Origin of the sequence: Thermasporomyces composti, assembly GCF_003386795.1 — a bacterium.
Lineage (GTDB): Bacteria > Actinomycetota > Actinomycetes > Propionibacteriales > Actinopolymorphaceae > Thermasporomyces > Thermasporomyces composti.
Map to the genome: position 1 here is coordinate 4,107,558 of NZ_QTUC01000001.1, position 22,182 is coordinate 4,129,739.

General features: G+C 68.9%; 20 protein-coding genes. 11 read left to right on the top strand and 9 right to left on the bottom strand.

From position 1 onward, the window contains the following. Positions 1 to 72 precede the first annotated feature (72 nt). The 3 genes from DFJ64_RS17885 to DFJ64_RS17895 all read left to right on the top strand — a co-directional run bounded on the left by DFJ64_RS17885 (position 73) and on the right by DFJ64_RS17895 (position 2,569). Complete coding sequence (locus DFJ64_RS17885) at positions 73 to 663, top strand: DUF5998 family protein (protein WP_115851481.1); 591 nt, start codon at positions 73 to 75, stop codon at positions 661 to 663. Beyond that, entirely contained in the window at positions 660 to 1,817 is a 1,158-nt protein-coding gene (locus DFJ64_RS17890) for an alkaline phosphatase family protein (protein WP_115852217.1), read from the top strand. The genes DFJ64_RS17885 and DFJ64_RS17890 overlap by 4 nt, the downstream gene beginning before the upstream one ends. 104 nt (positions 1,818 to 1,921) lie before the next feature. Continuing rightward, entirely contained in the window at positions 1,922 to 2,569 is a 648-nt protein-coding gene (locus DFJ64_RS17895) for a thymidine kinase (protein WP_115851482.1), read from the top strand. Between the two features lie 28 nt (positions 2,570 to 2,597). On the opposite strand, the gene DFJ64_RS17900 is transcribed toward DFJ64_RS17895, so the two are convergent. Both DFJ64_RS17900 and DFJ64_RS17905 read right to left on the bottom strand, forming a co-directional pair. Then, positions 2,598 to 3,941, bottom strand: coding sequence for a M20/M25/M40 family metallo-hydrolase (locus DFJ64_RS17900; protein ID WP_245941210.1), 1,344 nt, complete (start codon positions 3,939 to 3,941; stop codon positions 2,598 to 2,600). 96 nt (positions 3,942 to 4,037) lie between these two features. Beyond that, positions 4,038 to 4,961: a S66 peptidase family protein gene (locus DFJ64_RS17905; RefSeq protein WP_245941211.1), complete on the bottom strand. Its 924-nt coding sequence runs from the start codon at positions 4,959 to 4,961 to the stop codon at positions 4,038 to 4,040. A 185-nt stretch (positions 4,962 to 5,146) separates the two neighbouring features. Between DFJ64_RS17905 and DFJ64_RS17910 the strand changes: the two genes are divergently transcribed. Continuing rightward, positions 5,147 to 6,037 carry a sulfurtransferase gene (locus DFJ64_RS17910; RefSeq protein ID WP_211310663.1) on the top strand — a complete coding sequence of 297 codons (891 nt, stop codon included), beginning with the start codon at positions 5,147 to 5,149 and terminating at the stop codon, positions 6,035 to 6,037. Between the two features lie 55 nt (positions 6,038 to 6,092). On the opposite strand, the gene DFJ64_RS17915 is transcribed toward DFJ64_RS17910, so the two are convergent. The 3 genes from DFJ64_RS17915 to DFJ64_RS17925 all read right to left on the bottom strand — a co-directional run bounded on the left by DFJ64_RS17915 (position 6,093) and on the right by DFJ64_RS17925 (position 9,394). Further along, positions 6,093 to 6,560, bottom strand: a complete 468-nt coding sequence (locus tag DFJ64_RS17915; protein WP_115851486.1) for a hypothetical protein — start codon at positions 6,558 to 6,560, stop codon at positions 6,093 to 6,095. Positions 6,561 to 6,788: 228 nt separating this feature from the next. Next, a complete protein-coding gene (gene sepH, locus DFJ64_RS17920; RefSeq protein ID WP_115851487.1) occupies positions 6,789 to 7,847 on the bottom strand; it encodes a septation protein SepH in 1,059 nt (352 codons plus the stop codon). Between the two features lie 206 nt (positions 7,848 to 8,053). Beyond that, the gene (locus DFJ64_RS17925; RefSeq protein WP_115852218.1) at positions 8,054 to 9,394 is read right to left on the bottom strand and encodes an MFS transporter; all 1,341 of its coding nucleotides are present in this window, start codon (positions 9,392 to 9,394) and stop codon (positions 8,054 to 8,056) included. Between the two features lie 212 nt (positions 9,395 to 9,606). On the opposite strand from DFJ64_RS17925, the gene DFJ64_RS17930 reads away from it, so the two are divergent. Next, a complete protein-coding gene (locus DFJ64_RS17930) occupies positions 9,607 to 10,695 on the top strand; it encodes a ferrochelatase (RefSeq protein WP_115851488.1) in 1,089 nt (362 codons plus the stop codon). Positions 10,696 to 10,732: 37 nt separating this feature from the next. On the opposite strand, the gene DFJ64_RS17935 is transcribed toward DFJ64_RS17930, so the two are convergent. Continuing rightward, the gene (locus DFJ64_RS17935) at positions 10,733 to 12,685 is read right to left on the bottom strand and encodes an ABC transporter substrate-binding protein (RefSeq protein ID WP_115851489.1); all 1,953 of its coding nucleotides are present in this window, start codon (positions 12,683 to 12,685) and stop codon (positions 10,733 to 10,735) included. A gap of 612 nt (positions 12,686 to 13,297) precedes the next feature. Between DFJ64_RS17935 and DFJ64_RS17940 the strand changes: the two genes are divergently transcribed. The 6 genes from DFJ64_RS17940 to DFJ64_RS17965 are packed head-to-tail and all read left to right on the top strand — an operon-like array spanning position 13,298 to position 19,145. Beyond that, a complete protein-coding gene (locus DFJ64_RS17940) occupies positions 13,298 to 14,377 on the top strand; it encodes an ABC transporter permease (protein WP_115852219.1) in 1,080 nt (359 codons plus the stop codon). Positions 14,378 to 14,380: 3 nt separating this feature from the next. Continuing rightward, positions 14,381 to 15,301 carry an ABC transporter permease gene (locus tag DFJ64_RS17945; protein ID WP_115851490.1) on the top strand — a complete coding sequence of 307 codons (921 nt, stop codon included), beginning with the start codon at positions 14,381 to 14,383 and terminating at the stop codon, positions 15,299 to 15,301. A gap of 9 nt (positions 15,302 to 15,310) precedes the next feature. Further along, positions 15,311 to 16,186, top strand: a complete 876-nt coding sequence (locus tag DFJ64_RS17950) for an ABC transporter ATP-binding protein (RefSeq protein WP_115851491.1) — start codon at positions 15,311 to 15,313, stop codon at positions 16,184 to 16,186. Continuing rightward, positions 16,179 to 17,063 carry an ABC transporter ATP-binding protein gene (locus tag DFJ64_RS17955; protein ID WP_115851492.1) on the top strand — a complete coding sequence of 295 codons (885 nt, stop codon included), beginning with the start codon at positions 16,179 to 16,181 and terminating at the stop codon, positions 17,061 to 17,063. The genes DFJ64_RS17950 and DFJ64_RS17955 overlap by 8 nt, the downstream gene beginning before the upstream one ends. Beyond that, positions 17,060 to 17,245, top strand: coding sequence for a hypothetical protein (locus DFJ64_RS17960; RefSeq protein WP_115851493.1), 186 nt, complete (start codon positions 17,060 to 17,062; stop codon positions 17,243 to 17,245). Before DFJ64_RS17955 ends, DFJ64_RS17960 begins: the two co-directional genes overlap by 4 nt. 49 nt (positions 17,246 to 17,294) lie before the next feature. Beyond that, a complete protein-coding gene (locus DFJ64_RS17965) occupies positions 17,295 to 19,145 on the top strand; it encodes an ABC transporter substrate-binding protein (RefSeq protein WP_115851494.1) in 1,851 nt (616 codons plus the stop codon). 123 nt (positions 19,146 to 19,268) lie between these two features. On the opposite strand, the gene DFJ64_RS17970 is transcribed toward DFJ64_RS17965, so the two are convergent. The 3 genes from DFJ64_RS17970 to DFJ64_RS17980 all read right to left on the bottom strand — a co-directional run bounded on the left by DFJ64_RS17970 (position 19,269) and on the right by DFJ64_RS17980 (position 22,159). Then, a complete protein-coding gene (locus tag DFJ64_RS17970; protein WP_115851495.1) occupies positions 19,269 to 20,462 on the bottom strand; it encodes a glycosyltransferase family 4 protein in 1,194 nt (397 codons plus the stop codon). A gap of 85 nt (positions 20,463 to 20,547) precedes the next feature. After that, a complete protein-coding gene (locus tag DFJ64_RS17975; RefSeq protein ID WP_245941212.1) occupies positions 20,548 to 21,366 on the bottom strand; it encodes an ABC transporter permease in 819 nt (272 codons plus the stop codon). Continuing rightward, positions 21,359 to 22,159 (bottom strand): ABC transporter permease, encoded by an 801-nt coding sequence (locus DFJ64_RS17980; protein WP_115851496.1) that lies wholly within the window; start codon positions 22,157 to 22,159, stop codon positions 21,359 to 21,361. Before DFJ64_RS17980 ends, DFJ64_RS17975 begins: the two co-directional genes overlap by 8 nt. Between the last annotated feature and the right edge of the window lie 23 nt (positions 22,160 to 22,182).

Genomic DNA, 22,182 nt, shown 5'->3' on the forward strand with positions numbered 1-22,182 from the left:
TGGTCCTCCGGCCCGACGCACACCGGGTCGGGTGGTGTCGCTCTGTCTGCACGGCGTGGAAAGATGATTGCCATGAGTGAGTCCGCGAGTGCGGCACACGAGCTCCGCGCGGCGATCGATCGCAGTGGGTACTACCCCGACGTCGTCGCCGACGCGCTGGAGACCTGCCTGGCGGGCGAGCGGGTGGTCTCGTTCTTCGTCCACCACGAGCCGACGTTCTCCCGCGACGAGGTCACCCGGCACGTCACGGTCTTGGTGCTCACACCGACTCGGCTCATCACGGGTCACACCGACGAGCACCCCGCTGACGACACGATGCCGATGCCCTACGCCACGGCGTCGACCGAGGCCATTCCCCTCGATCGGGTGAACTCCGTCGTGGTCAACCGCGTGGTGGCCAACCCGGCTGGCTACGAGCCCGGAGGGCCGGTGCACGAGGCCATCCTGACCATCGGCTGGGGCGGGATGCATCGCGTCGACTTGGAGCCGGCCGGGTGTGCCGACCCCAACTGCGACGCCGACCACGGGTACACCGGCACGATCTCCTCCGACGACGTCACCGTGCGGGTCAGCTCCGCCGCCGAGGGCGGCGAGGCGGTCGGTCGGTTGCTCGGCTTCGCCCAGGAGCTGTGCACCCTCGCTCGGCGGCCACCGGTGCGATGAGCTCGCTCCCAGCGGCGTACGCAGCGGCGGTGTCCGCGGGCACGGTGGTCCCACCTCGCTACGGGGAGGCGTCCTTGACCGACGTCATCCCGTCGGTGCTGGCCGCGCTCGGGGTCGAGGCCATGACGAACGTGCTGGGTCTGCCATCGGCGCACCGCTACGTCGTCTTGCTCATCGACGGCCTCGGGTGGAACCTCCTCCACCGCTACGCCGACGAGGCTCCGTACCTGGCAGCTTTGGCCGCGGATGGGCGGACGGTCACCGCGTCCGTTCCAGCCACGACCTCGACGAGCCTGGTGACGCTGGGCACGGGCGTGCCCCCGGGGGTTCACGGCGTGGTCGGGTACACCATGGCGGTGCCCGGTACCGACCAGCTCCTCAACACGCTCCGCTGGGACACCACCGTGGAGCCGCTGGCGTGGCAGCCCCACACCACCGCCTTCGAGCGCGCGGAAGAGGCCGGCGTCGCGGTGACGACGGTGTCCCGCAAGGCCTTCCAGGGCACGGGATTGACCGTGGCTGGTCTCCGCGGTGGCGACTACGTGCCGGCCGACAGCGCGGGCCAGCGCATCGACCGGGCCGTCGTCGCCAGCGAGCGAGGCACCCGGAGTCTGGTCTACCTGTACGAGGGAGACCTGGACTGGACGGCGCACCGCGACGGGGCCCACTCCGCCGCGTGGCGGCATCAACTCGCCACGATCGACGCGTTCGTCGCCCGGCTGCGCAAGGCCCTGCCGGCCGACGCCGTGTTGGTCATCACCGCTGACCACGGCATGGTGGACGTGCCCTTCGACCGGCGAGTCGACGTCGACAGCGACCCAGCGCTCCGGCGTGGTGTCTACCTCGTCGGTGGCGATCCTCGGATGCGTTACCTCTACACCGAGGCCGGCGCCACCGACGAGGTGGTGGCGGCCTGGCGGAGCAGACTCGGCCCGGACGCCTTGGTGCTCACCCGTGGCGAAGCGGTGGACGCCGGCTGGTTTGGTCCGGTGGAGGACCGGGTGCTGCCCCGTCTGGGTGACGTCCTCATCGCCTCTCTCGGCGACACGGCCGTCGAGTGCCGGAACGCGTTCCCGACGGAGCCCACGCTGCTCGGCCTGCACGGCTCGCTGACCCCTGACGAGATGATCGTTCCGCTCTTGATCGCGGTCTGACGACTCGGCGTGCGGTCGCGGCCGAGGGAGCGTGGCGCTTCGGAGGTCTCGACGCGATCGACCCGCTCGCGTCCGTTCCTCCCGATGCGCAAGGATGAGGGCCCGTGGCCGAACTCGTCTTCTTCACGGGAACGATGGACTGCGGCAAGTCGACCCTTGCCCTGCAGATGGACCACAACGCGCGGCAGCGCGGCTTGAGCGGGAAGATCTTCACGTCCCGGGACCGCGCTGGAAAGGGCACCCTCTCGAGCCGGCTCGGATTGGCGGTCCCCGCGATCGAGGTCACCCACGACCTCAACTTCCAGCAGCTCGTCGTGTCCGAGATGACGGCCGGAGCCCGGATCGACTACCTCATCTGCGACGAGGCCCAGTTCTACACCGCCGAGCAGATCGAGCAGCTCGCCAGAGTGGTCGACGATCTCGGAGTGGACGTCTACGCGTTCGGCATCCTGACCGACTTCCGTACCCGGTTGTTCGAGGGCAGCCAGCGGCTGGTCGAGCTGGCCGACCGGGTCGAGACCCTGCAGGTGCAGACGCTGTGCTGGTGCGGGCGGCGGGGCACGCACAACGCCCGCACCGTCGGCGGTGTCATGGTCACCGAAGGAGAGCAGGTCGTCGTCGGCGATACCGAGGAGGAGCGCGCTCTCGACCTCGGGTACGAGGTGCTGTGCCGACGCCACCACCGGCGTGGGGTAACCGCCAAGGTCGGGGGCGCCGCCCGGCCGGAGGTGCTGCCATTCGACAGGAGCTGACGGAGGGGTCGGCGATCGCCGCCCGAGGTCAGACGGTCAGCAGGAAGCGGTCGAGCACCCGCGCCCCGAACCGCAACCCGTCGACGGGCACGCGCTCGTCGACGCCGTGTGCCATCCCGCTGAGCGGGTAGTCCTTCGGCAGCCGAAGCGGGGAGAAACCGTAGCCGGCGATACCCAGCTTGGCGAAGGCCTTGGCATCGGTGCCACCGCCCATGCAGTACGGCACGACCACCGCGTCCGGGTCCTCCGACCGCAACGCCTCCGCCATCGCCTCGAACCAGGGAGAGTCGATGGGCGCGGACACCGCCTCGGTGTAGTCCAGGATCTCCCGCTCGACGCCTTCCCCGAGCAGGGAGTCGATCGTGTCCAGGAACTCCTTCTCCTGCCCGGGAAGGGCTCGCCCGTCGAGCTTGGCGTGGGCGGTACCAGGGATCACGTTGATCTTGTACCCCGCGTCGAGCATGGTGGGCGCGACGGTGTTGCGCAGGGCTCGCGCGGCGAGCTGGCCTGCTCGGCCGAGCCGGCGGACGGTCCCGTCCACATCGTCGAGGTCGACCGGAACACCGAGCGCCGTGCCCACCCGCTCCAGGTACGCGCGCACGGTGGGGGTGAGCCGCGCCGGCCACTGGTGGGCGGCGATGCGTGCGACCGCGTTGGCCAACTTGACCACGGCGTTGTCGTCGGTCGGCCGCGAACCGTGTCCGGCCGTGCCCCGGGCAGTGAGGCGAAGGTGGATCGTGCCGCGCTCGGCGGTCGCCACGGGGTAGAAGCGGACGCCGTCCACTTCGTAGGTGTGCCCGCCTGACTCGCCGATCCCCACCACGCACCCGCGGAAGAGCTCCGGGTGCTTGTCGACGAGCCATGCGGCGCCATAGTCACCGTGGGCCTCCTCGTCCGCCACGAAGGCCAGGACGACGTCCCGTCGGGGACGCAGGCCTCGGGTGGGCCAGGAGCACACCGCCGACAGCACCATCGCGCACATGTTCTTCATGTCGATGGCGCCGCGCCCCCAGACGTAGCCGTCCTTGACCTCGCCGGAGAACGGGTGCACCGACCACTCGTGCGGGTCCGCGGGCACGACATCGAGGTGCGCGTGCACCAGCACCGCGGGCAGCTCCGCGTCCTGCCCCGGGATCCTGGTCACGACATTGGTGCGACGAGGCGCCGATTCCAGGATTCTCGGATCGAAGCCAGCTGTCGCGAGGGTGGCGGCCACGAACTCCGCGGCCTCCCGTTCGCCGACCGAGTCGCCGGGCCCGCGGTTGGTGGTGTCAAAGCTGATCAGCTTGGAGCACAGGGCAACGGCGGCGGTGTCAGGGCTGGTGGGATTCTCGGCGCTGGTGTCTGAGTCCACGGTGGTGTCTGAGTCCACGAGTCCCATGCTTTCGTGTCGTGTGCTGGTCAGTCGTGGGCGGTCCGCGGATCGGTCAGCGGGGCGCCGATGACCCGCCGAGCGGACCCGCCTGTCCTACTGGAGAGCGGCCTCGGCGAGGGAAAGATGAGCCACCGGGGGCTCGGCGACCAGCTCGACCTCCGTGCCGAGGGGGATCGCGAGCTGGCCCTCGCAGTGGCCGAAGCCGAGTTCCCAGATGATGGGGATGCCGAGGTCGCCCAGGCGATCGACGAGCACCTGGCGGACCGTCGAGATGTCGCCGCAGTCGACCCAGGAACCGAGGGCGATGCCGCCGAGGCCGTCGAACCAGCCGGCCCGGCGAAGGTGGGTGAGGTACCGGTCGAGCCGGTAGGGCTCTTCGGTGACGTCTTCGAGCAGGGCGATCGCTCCCGCCGGCGGTCGCTCGGCGTCGGGCGTGCCGAGCCCACTGGCCACGAGGCTGAGGTTGCCGCCGACCGTTCGCCCACGTGCCCGTCCGGGCACCAGCGGCTCGGCCCCCGGTCCGGTGAGCACCGTGCCCGCGTCAGGCTGGAACAGCATCCGGCGGAGGTTTGCCTGCGCGACCGGGTCGTCGACGAACGCCGAGGTCGCCACCATCGCGCCGAACACCGTCGGGATCCCCAGGTGTCGGGCGAACGCCTGGTGGAGCGCGGTGATGTCGCTGGAGCCGGCGAAGACCTTCGGCGGTGCGGCCGCCATCGCGTCCCAGTCGAGCAAGTCGAGGAGGCGCATGGCGCCGTAACCGCCCCGAGCGCACAGGACCGCCTTGGTGCGTGGATCGCACCAGGCCGCCATGAGGTCGTGGGCCCGGTCGGCGTCGTCACCGGCGAGGTAGTCGAGGGTGGGATGCCGGTCGCGAACGTGGTCGCCGGTGCAAACCTCCAGGCCCCACGACTCCAGAATCGCCAGACCTTTGTCGAGCACTGCCGACGGGACCGGGCCAGCGGGAGCGATGACGCAGACCCGATCGCCCGGGCGTAGCCGGCGCGGCTTGGTCAATCGGTCTGATGATCGCTCGTCCGCCTGACCAGACTCCGGCGTCGACATCGCCCACCCCTCCCATGCATGTCGCGCTCGCGGGTTGCTCGGGCACCACGGTAAACCCCGCACCATCGTGGGGCCTGGTGACACCGGACGCGCGGGTCCTGTCCGGTGGAGGCCGTGCGATTTGTCACACTGCCGTCGTGAGCGCACTGATCACCGCGAACGAACTTGCCGACGCTCTGCGGTCCGACCACCCGCCCGTCGTGCTCGACGTCCGGTGGTCGCTGACCGGACCACCGGGTCGTGAGCGGTACGACGCTGGCCACATCCCGGGCGCTGGCTTCGTCGATCTCGACCAGGACCTCTCCGCCCCACCTCGACCGGATCGCCACGGGGGCCGTCATCCTCTTCCGGATCCAGCTACGTTCGGGGAGGCCATGAGACGGCTCGGGGTGAGCGCGGGCCGGCCGGTCGTGGTCTACGGCGACCCGGACGGGTGGGGCGCCGCTCGGGCGTGGTGGTGTCTGCGCTACTTCGGGCACCCCGACGTACGGTTCCTGGACGGCGGGTACGACGCGTGGGTCCGCGCCGGCCTTCCGGTCGAGACAGCGGAACCGACGTTGACGCCGGGGGACTTCCAGCCGCGTCCTGGAGGGATGCCCGTGCTGGACGCCGCGGCTGCGGCGCGGCTCGCTGAGCAGGGCGTCCTTCTCGATGCCCGGGCGGCTGCCCGCTACCGCGGCGAGGAGGAGCCGGTCGACCCGGTCGCCGGCCACATCCCGGGTGCGGTCAACGCTCCCACGACCGACAACCTCGACGCATCCGGCCGCTTCCTGTCGTCCGAGGACCTCCGCCGCAGGTTCGAGGAGGTGGGCGTCGACGGCTCGGTGCCCGTCGGTGTCTACTGCGGCTCGGGTGTCTCCGCAGCGCACGAGGTCCTCGCGCTCGACGTCGCCGGCCTCTCGGCCGCTTTGTACGTGGGCTCGTGGTCCGACTGGGTCAGCGATCCGTCCCGGCCGGTGGCCACCGGTCCGGAGCCGGGCGGGAGTACCTCCGACCCCGGGCCGGGTGGCGCGACGGCCACCCTGTGACCGCGGTCACGACGTGGGTTGTCGGGCCACCCGATGCGACGTTCCTGGGCTGAGGTCACGGGCTCGGCAGGGGAGCCCTCGGAGCAGCCGACGATGGAGCTGCTCGCACGGTCGTCCCCTCCGGCTGGGTGGCGGTGAGCGCTGGGAGGAGAGCGTCGAGCAGCACAGCGGCCTCCTCGACGCGCAGGAGCCCCGCCTCATAGCCCGACCAGCCACGCTCGACCGCTCCGTCGTAAACGGCGGTCGCGATCGGCCGGGCTCCCGGGCGGACGGCGACCCGGGGCGGTGTCATCGGCGCCGGCAAGTGGCGTCCGCACCCGCACGCGCACCACGCCTCGGGCACGACCAGCAGGACATCAGCCTCCGCGTAGCGCTCGAGCGTGACTCGGGTACCTCGGCAGCGGAACTCCAGGAGCCCACCATCGGGCGGCAGGATCGAGAGACGGACGGGCACCGGATGGCTGGGCGGAACGACGTCGAGTCCGCGGTCAGAGAGCGATCTGGTCCAGGTGGCGAAGTCCATCGAGGGTCCTCAGGGCTGTGTCGCTGGAAGGCGCGGCGCGGCGGCCGCTCGGCCGAATCAGCTCAGCGGCGACAACAGCAACACAGCGGGTGCGGACCCACGGGGGACATTCTGCCATCGGTGTCTGGAGCCCAAACCACCGGGGTCACTCACCGTGGTCGGGTGGCCGTGAGCCGTCAACGCCTCACGACACCCCAGAGGACGCGGGTCCGCGGAGCCCTGCGCACGTCAGGCGTCGTTCCGTCCGCGGCCCCCGCCGAAGAGGATGTCGTCCCAGCTCGGGACGTTTCCGCGACGTCCGCTCGACCTCACGCGCCTCCGGCGGGCGTCAGCGGAGCGACGGCGAGCGGCGGTCTTGGCGTCGTCCTCGTCCGTCCGCGCGTCCACGCTCGCCTGCGCCGCGGACGCCTGGCCTGGCTCGTCCACGGCGGACGTCGCGTTGGCCGGCCAGGGCGACGAGGCGGCACGGTCGGACGCCCATCGCTGTTCTGGCGGCGCCTGCCTGGTCTGCCGCAGGGTGTGGGAGAGATCGACGGTCTCCTCGGTCTCCGGATCCTGGACGCTGGCCGGCCGCGAGGTGTCGTCGTCGAGGTCGTCCTGCTGCGGCGACGGTACGGGCGCGAGCCTGAGGTAGTGCGTGCCGTCCCGGTGCCGACCATCCGATGCCTGCTCGCTCGACTCCTCCGGCGCGGGCTCCGGCGACAGACCCGGGTAGGTGCCCTCGCCGACCAGCGCGCGAGCCTTGTCGTCAGCGGTCGTGACGACTCGGCCGACCGGGTCGTAGTGGAACGTCGCCTGGATCTCGGTGCCGTTGAGGCTGAAGTTCACGGCGACGACCCAGCGGCCCTCGGGATTGCGCCACGCGTCCCAGTGCGCCGTGCTGAGGGCACCGAGCTCCTCCAGGCGCTTGTTGACCGCCTCCTCGAGGATCTGTCCGGGGCCCTCCCGCCCGGTGCGCCGGAGGGCGCATCGGCGCCCCTGCTCGGCCATGTACTCGCGCTCGGCGAGCACCGGCCCGGCGTAGCGCAGCACCCGCTCGAGCGGGACGCCGGCCGCGGCGGCGATGGACTCGGACGACTCGCCGGCACGCAGGCGAGCCTGGATCTCCTTCGGCCGTAGCCGGCTCTGCCTCTCGCGGGGAAGCGAACCTTGACGGGCCCGATCGCTCACAACTGCCCCCCGTAGTCGGTCGTCAACGCGAAGCGCGAAGTCCTCGCCAGTGCCCTCGTGAGTAAGGACCAGATGAGTGCCGTCGTCGCTGAGTCGCACCAGCTTGACGTCGCGCATCGTCTACGCCTCCCCACATCTCGAGCCCGCCTAGTGTCTCCCGGCATGGGAGGGCGATGCCAGTCAGCACGCCGATAACTGTGCAGGTCGTTCGAAAGGTCGCGGCTCTAGCGCGCGGATCCTCTCAGACCCAGGGGTCGAACCGGGCCGATGCGGTCAGGCTACCCCGAGGCGCCGGAGAGAGGCGCGACCCGCCGGTGGCGGCCTCACCGCTGTGGCGTCGGCTCCTCTCCCGCGGGAGAGCCGACGGCGGTCTCCGCCCGCCGACGCGAGACCTGCAGCGGCACCCCCGGGACCTGGTCACCCGCGAGCGCCTCGGCGTTCGGTGCTCCGGGCTCGGTGGACGTGGTGGTCAGGACGACCGGCTGGTCAGCCCGCCCGCGTCGCCCGGCGGCCGTGACCACCGCGGTCAGGATCCCGGCGCTCACCGTCACGAAGAAGCCGGCGTGACCGCCCGCGGCGTCGATCACCTGACCGGCGAGGGCGGCGCCGGCCGCGACACCGGCGGACATCCCGGTGGAGGTCCACGCCATGCCCTCGGTGAGCCGGGCGGGCGGGACGGTGCGCTCCACCACCGCGGTCACCGCGACCAGGGTGGGGGAGGTGGCGAAGCCGGCGAGGAACACCGCGACCGCCAGGAGCCCGAGATGGTCGATGAAGGGAAGTGGGAGCGTCGTCGCCGCCAACGCGGTTGCCCCGAGCCGCAGCCGGGTCAGCGGATGGCTGCGCGGCCGGAGCATCCCGAGCACGAGGGCGGCGAGCATGCTGCCGGTCGCCCATCCCGCGATCAGGAGACCCGCGGCGGCTCGCTGCCCGGCCTCCGACGCGACCGCCACGACGACGACGTCCGCGCTCCCGAACAGCGTGCCGAGGCCGAAGCACGCCACGACGAGGGGGACCAGACCCGCCCAGCCCAGCCTGGGCTTGTCGCGGTTCCCACGGCGGACCGGGTGCGCGGGCGGCTCGGTGGCGCGCTGCGCCGCCAGCAGCAGCGTGCCGAGCACCCCGGCGGCGACGGCGACCACGAGGCCGGCGACAGGGCTCACCCCGGTGGCGAGGAAGGTCACCAACGGTGGGCCCACCATGAACACGACCTCGTCGAGGAGCGCCTCCAGGGCGTACGCGGTGTGCAGCTCTCCTCGGCCCTCCAGTAGGTGGGTCCAGCGGGCCCGGACGTAGGAGCCGATGAGCGGGCCCACGGCACCGGTCGTGGCGGCGAGCAGCTGGGGGACCGGCGATGGCGCGCCGCCACGCACGGCGACGATCAGAGCTCCCATGGCCACCGCGTTGAGGCCGGCGAGGACGGGCAGTACGCGGTGCTGACCGTGGCGGTCGACGACTCGTGCCTGCACAGGGGCGAACAAGGCACCGGCGATGACGTACGCCGCGGAGACGGAGCCGGCCAGGCCGTACGAGCCCGTCGAGGAGGAGACGAGGAGCACCAGGCCGAGGCCGACCATCGAGATCGGAAGCCGGGCGACCCATCCGGTGGCCGAGAAGGCCAGGGCCCCGGGCAGGCTCAAGATCGTGCGATAGGGCGTCGGCATGGACAGCACTCGCTCCGTGGACGGGACGACGGTGGGGACAGTGGGCAGGCAGGTACGCGGGTCGGCTGACCCGTTGAGGCTGGACGGAGGTGGCCGAACCGGCCGGTGTTCGTCGCCGCGCCCGGAGACCGGAGGGACGGGCGGTTGGTCGGCGGTCGACCAGTGCACACCCTAGCGGGCCATGGCAAACGACCGCCTGGGAATATCGGGCCATGGCGGTTGGACAAGTCGACGCGCTTCTCCTCGTCTCCTTCGGCGGCCCTGAGGGGCCCGACGACGTGGTGCCGTTCCTCGAGAACGTCACCCGAGGTCGGGGCATTCCTCGCGAACGGCTGGAGGAGGTGGGCGAGCACTACTTCCGCTTCGGCGGGCGAAGCCCCATCAACGACCAGTGCCGCGGATTGATCCGGGCGATCGAGGCGGACTTCGTCGCCCACGGGATCGATCTGCCGGTCTACTGGGGTAACCGCAACTGGCACCCCTACCTCCCGGATGCGCTGCGACGGATGCGCGAGGACGGAGTGCGTCGGGCGCTGTGCCTGTTCACCAGCGCGTACGCGTCCTACTCCGGCTGCCGGCAGTACCGCGAGAACCTCGCCGCGGCGCTGGAGGAGGTGGGGAAGGAGGGTAGTGAGGAGCTGCCCGACCTCCACCGACTGCCGCACTACTTCAACCGGGCGGGGTTCCTCGAGCCGTTCGTCGACGGAGTCCTCGCCGCGCTGGAGGAGTTGCCCGACGGCGCGCGCGTGGTTTTCGTCACCCACTCGATCCCCACGGCGATGAACGACGCGAGCGGCCCGGACGGCGGCCGCTACGTCGCCGAGCATCTCGACGCGGCGGCGAGCGTCGCCGGCCGGGTCAAGGACCGTCGGGGCGCCGCCGTGGAGTGGGATCTCGCCTACTGCAGCCGCTCGGGTCCGCCGAGCCAGCCGTGGCTTGAGCCGGACATCAACGATCACCTCGAGGAGCTCGCAGGCCAGGGCGTACCGGGTGTGGTGGTCGTTCCGATCGGCTTCGTCTCCGACCACATGGAGGTTCTGTACGACCTGGACACCGAGGCGCGGGAGACCGCGGAGCGACTTGGCCTCGCGTTCGCTCGAGTGCCGACGCCTGGGACGGCGCCCGACGCCCGGTTCGTCGCGATGGTCCGGGACCTGGTGCTCGAATATGCCGCGCAGCCCCCGCAGGAGCCGCCGGCCGAGCGACTCCTCGGCGCGTTGGGCCCGGTCTGGGGCGATTGCCCGGGGGGTTGCTGCGCCAACACCCGCGGATACCGACCGGCGTGCTGCGGCGCTGACTGATCGCCCGGACCCTGCCTGGTGTCGGGAGGCAGGGTCCTCAGTGGCGCTCCGGGTGTCGGTAGAAGAGCTGCTCCGGCCACGTCACGCCCTCGTGGCCGGTGCGGTAGCTGCCGACCGCCTCCTCCTTGACGTTGACCAGGTCGTCGGCGACGACCACGGGCTGGAACGGTGCGGACACCGTCCCGATGATCCAGACGTTCTCGTCGTGCATGGCGAGGATCTCTCGGCCGAGCCGGAGGCGGGTCTCGTCGTCCGGTGCTCGGGTGAGCTGGTCGTACAGCTCTTGGAGTCGACGCAGGAGTGGGGGAGGCTCCTCGCCGCTCCGACCACCGGACGCGTACCACTCGCCGAACAGCGGAGCCCAGTACGTCGACACGTCGGTGGGGACGAACCACCCGGGATTGATGTCCCACATGTAGCCGGCGACGATGTAGCCCGCGATGTCGAACTGGTTACGGGTGATCCGGGTCGACCACAACGAGCGGTCCATGTTGTCGACGTGGGTACGGATCCCCACCGCTTCCCAGCCCCGCTTGACGAGCATGTAGACGTCGACCGGCTCGATGCCGCTCTCGAAGGTGAAGGTCGAGATCGTGAGCCGGAGCGGCTTCCCGTCCGGGCGGAGGCGGAAGCCGTCGTCGTCCCGCTCAGTGAGGCCGACACGATCGAGGAGGCGGTCGGCGGTGTCCGGGTCGTACTCGAGGAACCGCTGACCGGACCCCGGGACGTAATAGGGGTCCTCCGGGATGGCGACCGGGTGCCCGGGCGTGCCGGCACCGTTGTAGAGGACCTGGTTGATCTCGTCGCGGTTGATGGCGTGGGAGAGCGCCGCCCGGAAGTCGAGGCTTTGCATGAGGCGCCGGATCACTGGGTCGGCGTGGGACTGGTTGGTGTAGAGGTCCACGCCGGGCGCGTCGTACTTCCAGCGGAGCACTCGGTAGCCAGCAGACTCCGCGCTGCGAGCGAGGACGGGCATGTTGCTCGTCCCCAGGTAGGAGTACTGGAAGTCGATCTCTCCGCCGGAGGCGCGCAGCACGACCACGTTCTCGTCCATGGCGGTGATCTCGAGCCGATCGATGTACGGAAGCTGTCGACCCTCGGTGTCGACTTTCCAGTAGTAGGGGTTGCGCTCCATCACCGCCCGGGTGCCGCCGGAAGGGGGTCGGCTCACCTTCCACGCGCCGAGCACCGGCCGGTCCGGGTTGTGCCACGCGTCGGCGCGGTTCGAGAAGTAGGCCATCCAGTTCTCGAAGCCGGCTTCCTCGACGAGCTTGTCGAGCTCGGTCGTCTGGGTGTGCTCGGGGTGGAAGCGTCGCAGGTAGTGGGCCGGCAGCAGGATGGACAGCCCGTTCGGTGGATACGCGAGGTAGCGGAGGAACAACGAGTTCGGCTCGGCGAACCGGAACTCCACGCTGTGGTCGTCGAGCTTGACGAGCTCGACCGGCTCCGACCCGCTCCGCAGCCAGCCGGGCACCACCGGCGTCAACTCTTCGTTGCGCAGGACGGACTCGTACCAGAACACCAGGTCGTCGGCGGTGAAGAGGGCGCCGTCGGACCAGCGGACGCCTTTGCGGAGCTGGAAGCGGTAGACCCGCTGGTCGGGGCTGACCTCCCAGGAGCGGGCGAGGGCGGGAACCGGCTCGACCTTCTCGAGGCCCCACTCGACCAGCGAGGCACGCGCGAAGACGACGATGTTGCGCCCTGTCTCCAGCGACAGCTCGCCGCGTCGGATGGCTCCGCCGTAGCGACCAACCTCCTGCACGGGCGTGACGACCAGCGGCTCCTCGGGGAGCCGTTCCTCCAGTGGTGGGAGAGCGCCGTCGGCGACCAGGCGCGCCAACTCAGGCGCCTCCTTGGTGTCGGTCGATGCCGGTGGGCTGGGTTCGGTCGACGGCTCGGTGGACAGGAACTCGCATCCGGTCAGTGACGCGCCGAGGACGGCGACTCCGGTCAAGCCGAGCAGATCCCGTCGAGCCATCCCGCGTGTCATCGGCTGCCTCCGCACTCCGCCGGCGAGTCACCTTTGTGTACGTGGACAGCCACGGAGCGTCAAGATGTTGACTCGAGGCGGACAGCGACTCCGGCGGGAAATCAGTTCGCACTCGGGCACGAGTGAGGGCGCCAGTGATGTGCGTCGGTGCCAGAGAAGTATTCCCTGTCGACTACGAACAGTGGAAATAAGGCAACGGATTGCGATCGTCACACAGATGAATCCATGGCGAGTGAGGTGTGACCATCCGCATTGGTGTGGTCCGCGGCCGTGATCATCCTCTCATCTCGCCGTGCACCCACGCGTGCCTCTTCGTGAGCGAGCCAGACTAGGATAAATCGGACGAAGAGGACAAGATAGGGACGTAACCTGCGCGAAACCGGCCACACGATGCCCTCAACGAGCACTTTTCGACAACAAATCGGGCTACAACTTGCTCCGCATGGTTCCATTCAGGGCACCCGACGGTATAGCTTCCGGGCAGTAAATCTTCCTCGCGTCGAGCGCTCGAGAGGAAGTGGGCCGAACCAGCGTGCGCTCCTGTATGGAGAGTTCCAGTCCGATCGCGTTCAGTAATTGACGCATCAGGTTGGGAGTGTGTGGGAGGTGAAGGTGGCTGCGACACAAGGCCTGGACGAGCCGGTCGACGCACCCTCGCGACCGGCAAGGCGAAGATCGACCGCGAGGTACGTCGTCGGGCGCGTCCTCAAGGCCCTCTTCACCGTCTACGTCGTGGCCACCGCGACCTTCTTCCTGGTCCGCTTGCTGCCCGGGAACCCGGTCGACGTCTACATCAACCAGCAGATCGCGCTCTACGGTCTGAGCTACCAGGAGGCCGCCAACCAGGCCGCGGGTCTGTTCGCCTTCGACCCCAACGAGAGCAAGCTCAAGCAGTACCTCGACTACCTGGCCGGTCTGCTGCGCGGTGACCTGGGGACGTCCCTGCTGTCACCGGGTACGTCGGTGGCCGACCAGATCGGCGCCTACCTGCCCTGGACGTTGTTCAGCGTCGGCATCGCCCTCGTCATCAGCTTCATCTTGGGCATCGGCATCGGCATGGCCATGGCGTACCGGCGTGGCAAGGTGTTCGACCACGCCATGACGCTGTTCGGGTCGGTCACGCACTCGATCCCGAACTTCCTGCTGGCGATGATGATCATTGTCTTCTTCGGTGTCCAGCTGAGCATCCTGCCGATCGCGGACATGCGCGGGGCCTACTCGCCAGGGGTGACCCCCGCGTTCAGTCTCGAGTTCATCCTGGACGCCGCCTACCACGCCGCGCTGCCGATGTTCGTCTACGTGCTCACCTCGCTGGGCGGCTGGATGCTGGTGATGAAGTCCTCGACGATCGAGGTCCTGGGCGAGGACTACGTGACCGTGGCGCGAGCGCGTGGTCTCACCGACCGACGGATCCAGGTCCAGTACGTCGGTCGCAACGCGATGCTGCCGTTGTTCACCAGCTTCGTGCTCTCCCTCGGCTTCGTCGTCGGTGGCTCGATCCTCGTCGAGCAGGTGACCCAGTACCAGGGCATCGGCTTCCTGCTCTACGAGGCGGTGCAACGCCGCGACTATCCCGTCCTGCAAGGAATCCTGCTGATCGTGACGGTCTCGGTGGTCCTGGCAAACCTCGTGGCCGACCTGCTCTACAGCCGGGTCGACCCACGTGTGCGGATCGCGGGCGAGGAGGCGTAGGTCATGGCATCCATCGTTGACGCCGGCTCGACCAACCTCCAGGCGCCACCGCCTCCCGAGCAGGGCAAGGAGGCCGGGGCGTTCCGGCTCGCGCTGCGCGCCCTCATGCGGAGCCGGACGGGCTTCGTCGGGTTCCTGGTCTTCACCGGCATCGTCCTGGTCTGCTTCATCGGGCCGTTCTTCACGCCCGACAACCTCCCGTCGGACACCAGCAAGATCTACGGACCGGCCAGCTGGTCGCACCCGTTCGGCTTCGACTCCGAGGGCCGCGACGTCTTCGTCCAGGTCGTCGACGGCGGTCGGACAGTCATCCTGGTCGGCTTCCTCGCGGCCGCCATCTCGACCACGATCGCCGTCGTCTTCGGCGCACTCGCGGCGTACCTCGGCGGTCGGGTCGACTCGATCATCGTCACCGCCACCGACATCGTCCTCACCGTGCCGAGCATCGTCCTGCTCGCGGTGCTCGCGGCGTTCTACCGGGTCGGCAGCGCCTGGGCGCTCGCGGTGATCCTCGGTGTCCTCGGCTGGCCCGGCTTGCTGCGGGCGGTGCGGGCGCAGGTGTTCTCGTTGAAAGAGCGGGAGTACGTCGAGGCGGCTCGTCTGCTCGACCTTGGCACGCCGCGGATCGTCCTGCGGGAGATCCTCCCGAACATGTCGAGCTTCATCCTGATGAACTTCGTCATCGGGATGACGAACGCGATCTACGCGATGGCCGGCCTCTACCTGCTCGGTCTGGCTCCCATGGAGGGCTCCAACTGGGGGATCATGATCAACTTCGCCTGGACCCGAGGAGCCATCTTCTTCGAGGGAAGCCTCGGCTACATCCTCGGCCCGGTGTTGGCGATCTGCATCCTCCAGCTGTCCCTCGTCACCATGGCGAGGTCCTTCGAGGAGATCCTCAACCCGCGGCTGCGGAACAACTAGGAGGACGCTGTGGACGACAGGAAGCAACCCTCGGGCGCTCCTGAGCCGGTGCTGTCCGTGCGGGACCTGGTGGTGGAGTACCGCACCGGGCAGCGTCCCAGCGATCCGGTGCACCGCGCCGTCGACGGGGTGAGCTTCGATCTCTATCCGGGCGAGAGCATCGCCTTGATCGGGGAGAGCGGTTGCGGCAAGACCACGCTGGGTCTCGCGCTTCTCCGGCTGCTGCCGAGGCTGGGTCGGATCGCTTCGGGTTCGATCACCTATCGCAAGCGGGACGGCTCGACCGTGGACGTCCTCGCGCTCAACGAGAGTCGGCTCCGACAGTTCCGTTGGTCGGAGGCGGCCATGGTGTTCCAGGGCGCGATGAACTCCTTCAACCCCGTCTTGCGCATCTGGGACCAGATGCTCGACACCATCCGCGCCCACGACCGTTCGATGAGCAAGAAGGAAGCCTGGGAGCGGAGCGCGGAGGTCCTGCGAGAGGTCGAGCTCGAGCCCGAGCGCGTGCTGAAGTCCTACCCGCACGAGCTGTCGGGGGGCATGCGGCAGCGGGTGCTCATCGCCATGAGCATGCTGCTTCGACCGCAGATGCTCATCCTGGACGAGCCGACCACCGCCCTGGACATCCTCACCCAGCGGGCGATCGTCGACCTCATCCACGATCTGCACGACCGGCTGGACTTCGCGATGATCTTCGTCTCGCACGACCTCGCGGTCGCCGCCGAGCTCGCGACACGGGTCGCGACCATGTACGACGGCAAGATCGTCGAGATGGGCGACGTCCGCGACATCTTCTACCGGCCCCAGCACGAGTACACCCGCAGCCTCATCAACGCCGTCCCGACGGTGACCGAGGACCGCAAGGAGGTGCCGTCGCATGGCTGACGAGCCTTCGACCGGCTCCGCTCTGGAGCTCGACCACATCACGCAGGTGTTCCATACCCGCCGCGGCGAGGTGCGCGCCGTCGACGACGTCTCCTTGCGGCTCGGCAGAGGCGAGGTGCTGTGCCTGGTCGGGCAGAGCGGCTCAGGGAAGAGCACCACTGCCAAGATCGCGTCCGGTCTGCTCCACCCCACCGCGGGTGACGTTCGCTTCGACGGGTACAGCATCCTCTCGCGCGGGCGGGAGAGTAAGAAGCGGTTCAAGGAGTTCCGCCGCGCAGTGCAGTACGTCCACCAGGACCCGTACGCATCGCTCAACCCGACCCAGGACGTGTTCTCGATCCTGTCGGCGCCGTTGCGTCGCCACCGTCTGGTCTCCAGTCGGTCCGAGGCGAAGGAACGGGTCGCCGAGCTGCTCAGCCAGGTGGGCCTCACACCGCCGGAGACCTTCCTGCCGAAGTTCCCGCACCAGATGTCGGGAGGTCAGCGCCAACGCATCGCGGTAGCCCGGGCGCTGACCGTTCAGCCGCGGCTCATCATCGCCGACGAGGCGACGTCGATGCTCGACGTCTCGATCCGAATCGGACTGCTGAGCATGCTGACCGAGCTGCGCAAGAACCTCGGGGTCGGGTTCCTCTACATCACCCACGACCTGGCGATGGCCAAGTACTTCGGTCGTGAGGGGAACATCGCGGTGATGCACCACGGGCGGATCGTGGAGTACGGGCCGACCCTGGAGGTCATCGCCAACCCGCAGGACGACTACACCAAGGCGCTGCTCGAAGCGGTTCCCGAACCCGACCCGGACCTGGCGAGGCGGAAGCGGGAAGCGCGGCTGGCCGCGCGGGCAGCGCAGCAAAGTGGGGTGCCCGCCGCATGATCAGCCCAGGCGTTGGACAGGTGGCGTTCCGGTGGGCGGTCTTCCTGATCGTCTTCTCCGGGATCCTGCTGCTGTTCGTTCAGCCTGGGACCGCCTCGTTCGTCATCACCGTCTTCATGCTGGTGGTGGGCCTTCTGTTCGCGGCGTTGGTCTTCGTCCTGGTACGCATCGACAAACGCTGAGGAGATGTCTCCTCGTGCCGCATAGACCTTTCGTTGGGGAGGAACGACGATGAACACAACACCAGGCTCGCTCGGTCGCGAGCTGTCGCGCCGACGAGTTCTTGAGATCCTCGGGCTCGGTGCCGCGGGGGCGACCCTGCTGTCCGCCTGTGGTGGCGACGGCGGTTCCGGCGGGAGCGGGGGTGGCCAGGGCGGCGGTGGCGGCGGTGTGGCCGAGTTCCACGGTGCGTACCCGTACCAGGTCCCGCCGAAGGGCCACTTCAACTTCATGAGCGGCGTCACCGACGCGATCCTGGCGGGCACGCCGTACCAGGACCTCATCCTTATTCCCGGCGGCATGTGGCTGTGGGCCGAGAAGAAGTGGGTCCCCATGCTCGCCGAGAAGTGGGCGTTCGACGAGGCCGCCAAGACCTTCACCTACACCGTCCGGCAGGGCATCACCTGGAGCGACGGGAAGCCGGTCACGGCCAAGGACGTGGTCACCACGTTCTGGTGCCGTCGCGTGATGCGCCAGGTGGAGTGGCAGTTCCTCGAGAACGTCGAGGCGACGGACGACTACACCGTCGTCTTCACCATGAAGAAGCCGTCGACGGTCATCGAGCGGTACGCGCTGCGGCAGGGCATCTTCAGCGACGCGACCTACGGCGAGTTCGCCCGTCGGGCGCAGGAGCTCTTCCAGCAGGGCAAGGACCTCGACAGCCCGGAGGGCAAGAAGCTCAACGAGGAGCTGCAGGCGTACCGGCCGAAGGACCTCGAGAACGAGGTCATCACCAACGGCCCGTACCGCTGGGACTTCAACAGCATCACCAACGCGCAGTTGACGCTGGTGAAGAACGAGAAGGGTTACCTCGCCGACACCGTGCAGTTCGACAAGATCGTGCTGTACAACGGCGAGGTTCCCACGGTCACCCCGCTCGTGCTCAGTGGTGAGGTCGACTACGCAACCCACGGCTTCCCGGTGGCGACGGAGAAGCAGCTCATCCAGAAGGGTGTCCGCATCATCCGCCCGCCGATCTACTCCGGACCGGCGCTGTTCTTCAACATGGACAAGATCCCGGAGTTCCGGGACGTGCGGGTCCGCCGGGCCTTCGCCCACGCGATCAACCGCGATGACAACGGCACCTTCGCGCTCGGCGAATCCGGTGTGGGCGTGAAGTTCATGGCCGGCTTCTCCGACAACCAGGTGCCGGACTGGCTGAGCCCAGAGGACCAGGAGAAGCTCAACAAGTACGAGTACGACCTGGAGAAGGCCGCCGTGCTGCTCGCCGAGGCAGGCTGGCGGAAGCAGGGCGACAGCTGGATCAAGCCCGACGGCAAGCCGGCCGCGTACGAGCTGATCTACCCGGCCGAGTTCGCCGACTGGTCGGCTGCCGGCGAGAACCTCGCGAAGCAGCTCACCGCGTTCGGCATCAAGGTGACCGGTCGTGGTGTCACCCACACCCAGCAGCCGATCGACGTCGACAAGGGCGCGTTCCAGCTGGCCATCCAGGCCTGGGGCTCGTCGAGCCAGCCGCACCCGCACTTCTCGTTCGTGACAGACCTGTTCACCCACAACATCCCGATCGCCGCCAACCAGGGTGGCAAGGGCATGGGCTTCGAGCTGAAGCAGCAGACCGAGGCGTTCGGCGAGGTCGACCTCGAGGCGGTCGTCACGGCGGCGGGCGAGGGCCTGGACGAGGAGATCCAGAAGAAGAACGTCACCACCGCGGCGATCGCGTTCAACGAGCTACTGCCGATCGTGCCGCTCTTCGAGCGCTACGGGAACAACCCAGCGCTGGAAGGCACGCGGGTCGAGGCGTGGCCGGACGACAGCGATCCGATCCTGAAGAACTCGCCGTACGCGGACAACTTCACCATCATGCTGATCCTCGACGGTCGGTTGAAGCCGGCGAAGAAGTAGCGCAGGCGACGTTCACGATGCGGGGTCCCCGGGACCGCGTGGTCCTGGGGACCTTCGCTGTCCCGGTCGCGCGCGGCGTGGCGGTCACGGCGACATCCGAGTCTCGAGGACGGTTCGAGGCCGCTACACCAGCGCGCACAGGAGCTTGGCGTATTCCTCGCCCAGACTGGACTCCTGGGCGCGCAGACGCGCGTTCTCTCCGAGGGTCCGCCGCAGCCCATGGTCGTGGAGGAGGCGGCGTACCGCGTCGGTCAGAGCCGAGACGTCGACTCGAGTCCCGTCCGCGCTCGACCGGACCGGGACCAGCAAGCCGTTGTGACCGTCGCCGACCCGTCCGGTGAAGGGCTCGATCTCGGTGGCGACCACCGGGAGGCCAGCTTGCAGCCCTTCCTGGAGCACGAGACCGTAGCTCTCGGCGGCCGACGGGACCAGGAGAGCGTCGACCTCTGTGTACAGCTGCAGGACTTCCTCGTGTGGGCGGTGCCCCAACCAACGCACGGGGAGCCGATGGCGGTCGGCGAAGGCGCGAAGCTCGTCCTTCTGGACGCCCCAGCCGACGACCCACAGTTCGATCGCCTCGTCCGAGAGCAGACGCACGGCTTCGAACAGCTCCCGCACGCCCTTGTACGGGATCAGCCTGCCCACGTACAGCAGCCGGAACGGCTGGTGGGGGCGGTAGTCACGCTTCTCCGGAGCGCTGTCGGGCCGCGGGTGCGGGAGGATGTGGACGCGTTCGGCACACTCGGGGTAGTCGGCGCGGATCGCGTCGGCGACGGCGACGGTGGGTGCGACGATCGCCTCGGAACGCTTCAGTCCCTCCGCCTCCAGCAAGCGAACGACGTGCCGGTCGGTCGACCGAGGGCGCGACCGACGCTGGGCCCGCTCCAGCATGCTGTCCTGGACGTGCACCGTCGAGATGAGCGGAACTCCCCACAGCTCCGCGAGTTCGATGGCCAAGGGCGTCGTCGCGTAGCTGTGGTTGTGGACCACGTCGACGCGCAGGTCGGCGCGGAGAAGCCGTTCGTACATCGCTCGGCAGAACGCCAACTGTCCCGCGAGAAGGCCGATCGAATGGTGTTGTCGACCCTCCCGGAGGACCTCCCGGTCGAAGTCGGCGTCGCAGCGCAGGACTCGCAGCCGCGGCGCGTCGTAGGTGTCGACGTCGAGGTCGGCGTTGTTGCGGGTGGTGACGGTGACGTCGCAGCCGAGGGACGCGAGGGCGTGCGCGACGGCGGTGACGTGGGTGCCCATGCCGTAGAGCGGCCGCGGACCGTAGTCGTACGACAGCTCGAGAAACGCCGGCAGGTCGCTGCTCATGCCCGTGACTTCTTACCAGCGCCACGAAAGTGGTGGAAGTTTTTGACCGTCGCTGGTCAGAGGCGCCCGCCCGTCGCTCACTGACTCAGTGGCCGGTGCTCTGGTAGTGACGCGCCTGACGATCCCACACCCACCAGGCCACTCCGAACCACACGACACCAACGGGGAAGGTGACGTACGCCAGTTCGGCGGGGACCGCGAGTCCGCCGGTGTGGTCGAGCAGGAGGCTGGCTGGGAGATAGGCGACGAAGGCGAGCGGCAGGACGAACGTCATCAGCCACTGCCAAGCGCCCCGGAAGATGCTCAGCGGATAGTTCCCGAACGTGTTGAAGACCGTGTCGGTCGCGACCTGCAGCGGGCGCGTCGACAGGATCCGGAAGGTGAACGAGGAGATGAGGAGCTGGACGGCGGACTCCACCAGCGCACCTCCGACGAGCGCCAGCAGCAGGTACACCACCGTGACGGGTGACCAGTGGACGTCGACGAGGGTGAGCGCGACGCCGAGGATGGTGACCCCGCCGATGATGTCCCCGAACGATCCCAGCCAGAAGCGGCTGGTGAGCAGCTGCAGGAGTGGGTGCAGCGGGCGGATGAGGTAGCGGTCGAACTCTCCTTGGCGCACTGTGATGTCGAGCTCGAGGAGTCGGTTGAAGGGGACCACCCACAAGCCATGGGCGGTCAACCGGAGCCCATAGAGGAAGGCCACCTCGGCGGTGCTCCAGCCGGCGATCGTCTCGAAGCGGTCGAGCACGACCCAGATGAAGGCGAACCCGGAGCCCTGATAGACCAGACCGACGCAGACCACGAACAGATTCGCGCGGTACTGCAGCTCGGCGCGCAGCGCAGCTCGCAAGAGCGCCCCGGTCACCTTGACCGTACGAACGAGACGTCGCAGCCTACCCACCTTGGATGACCACCTTGCGGAGAGCGCCGCGCCACACGATCCGCCCGACGACGTAGAGCAGGATCACCCACATGGCCTGGAGAGCGATCGCGCGGACCGCCGAGTCCGAGCTCAGGCGCCCGAGGTAGATGGACACCGGCGTGGCGGCGACCGCTTGGAAGGGGAGCATCTCCGCGAGCAGGCGTAGCCAGTCGGGCATGAACCACAACGGCACCAAGGCTCCCGAGAGGAACTGGCTGATGTGCCGGTAGACGAACAAGATGCCCCGTACTTCAAGTGTCCAGAACGCGATGAGTCCCAGGATCGCGCCGATGAGCAGGGCGATCGCGATCGCGAGGACCAAGCTGACGAGGTACCCGACGCCGGCGGCGAGCGAGGCGGGTGGCCGCATGTCGCCGACGATCAGGGCGAGTGGCAGGACCATGGCCGCCAACGGGAGCATCACGCACGCGCGCCCGAGCTGGCCGGCGAACGTCTGCTCCAGCAGGCCGATCGGCCGAAGGAGGTCAGCGGCGATCTTCCCCTCGCGGACCCGCTCCGGCACCATGCTGGTCGAGGACTGCATCAGGAACCACATCTGCAGGCTCGATAGCGTCACGTAGGCGACCATGGTCGACAGCTCGACGCCATCGACCTCATCACGACCTGCGTAGACCGCGGTCCAGACGACCTTCAGCAGCAGGATCTGCAGCAGCGCTCCGATGATGCTGGTCACGTAGTTGGCGCGATAGACCAGCACAGTCCGCGCCGAGGCAGCGGCGAGGTGACGATAAGCGTCGAGCCGTCGTCGCACCTGCTCCCCCGAGGTTGCCGAGC

Coding starts and splice junctions, on each gene's coding strand:
- DFJ64_RS17890 (WP_115852217.1), top strand. CDS start 660: ATGAGCTCGCTCCCAGCGGCGTACGCAGCGGCGGTGTCCGCGGGCACG.
- DFJ64_RS17930 (WP_115851488.1), top strand. CDS start 9,607: ATGGCGGTTGGACAAGTCGACGCGCTTCTCCTCGTCTCCTTCGGCGGC.
- DFJ64_RS17965 (WP_115851494.1), top strand. CDS start 17,295: ATGAACACAACACCAGGCTCGCTCGGTCGCGAGCTGTCGCGCCGACGA.
- DFJ64_RS17885 (WP_115851481.1), top strand. CDS start 73: ATGAGTGAGTCCGCGAGTGCGGCACACGAGCTCCGCGCGGCGATCGAT.
- DFJ64_RS17945 (WP_115851490.1), top strand. CDS start 14,381: ATGGCATCCATCGTTGACGCCGGCTCGACCAACCTCCAGGCGCCACCG.
- DFJ64_RS17935 (WP_115851489.1), bottom strand. CDS start 12,685: ATGACACGCGGGATGGCTCGACGGGATCTGCTCGGCTTGACCGGAGTC.
- sepH (WP_115851487.1), bottom strand. CDS start 7,847: ATGCGCGACGTCAAGCTGGTGCGACTCAGCGACGACGGCACTCATCTG.
- DFJ64_RS17925 (WP_115852218.1), bottom strand. CDS start 9,394: ATGCCGACGCCCTATCGCACGATCTTGAGCCTGCCCGGGGCCCTGGCC.
- DFJ64_RS17970 (WP_115851495.1), bottom strand. CDS start 20,462: ATGAGCAGCGACCTGCCGGCGTTTCTCGAGCTGTCGTACGACTACGGT.
- DFJ64_RS17960 (WP_115851493.1), top strand. CDS start 17,060: ATGATCAGCCCAGGCGTTGGACAGGTGGCGTTCCGGTGGGCGGTCTTC.
- DFJ64_RS17955 (WP_115851492.1), top strand. CDS start 16,179: ATGGCTGACGAGCCTTCGACCGGCTCCGCTCTGGAGCTCGACCACATC.
- DFJ64_RS17915 (WP_115851486.1), bottom strand. CDS start 6,560: ATGGACTTCGCCACCTGGACCAGATCGCTCTCTGACCGCGGACTCGAC.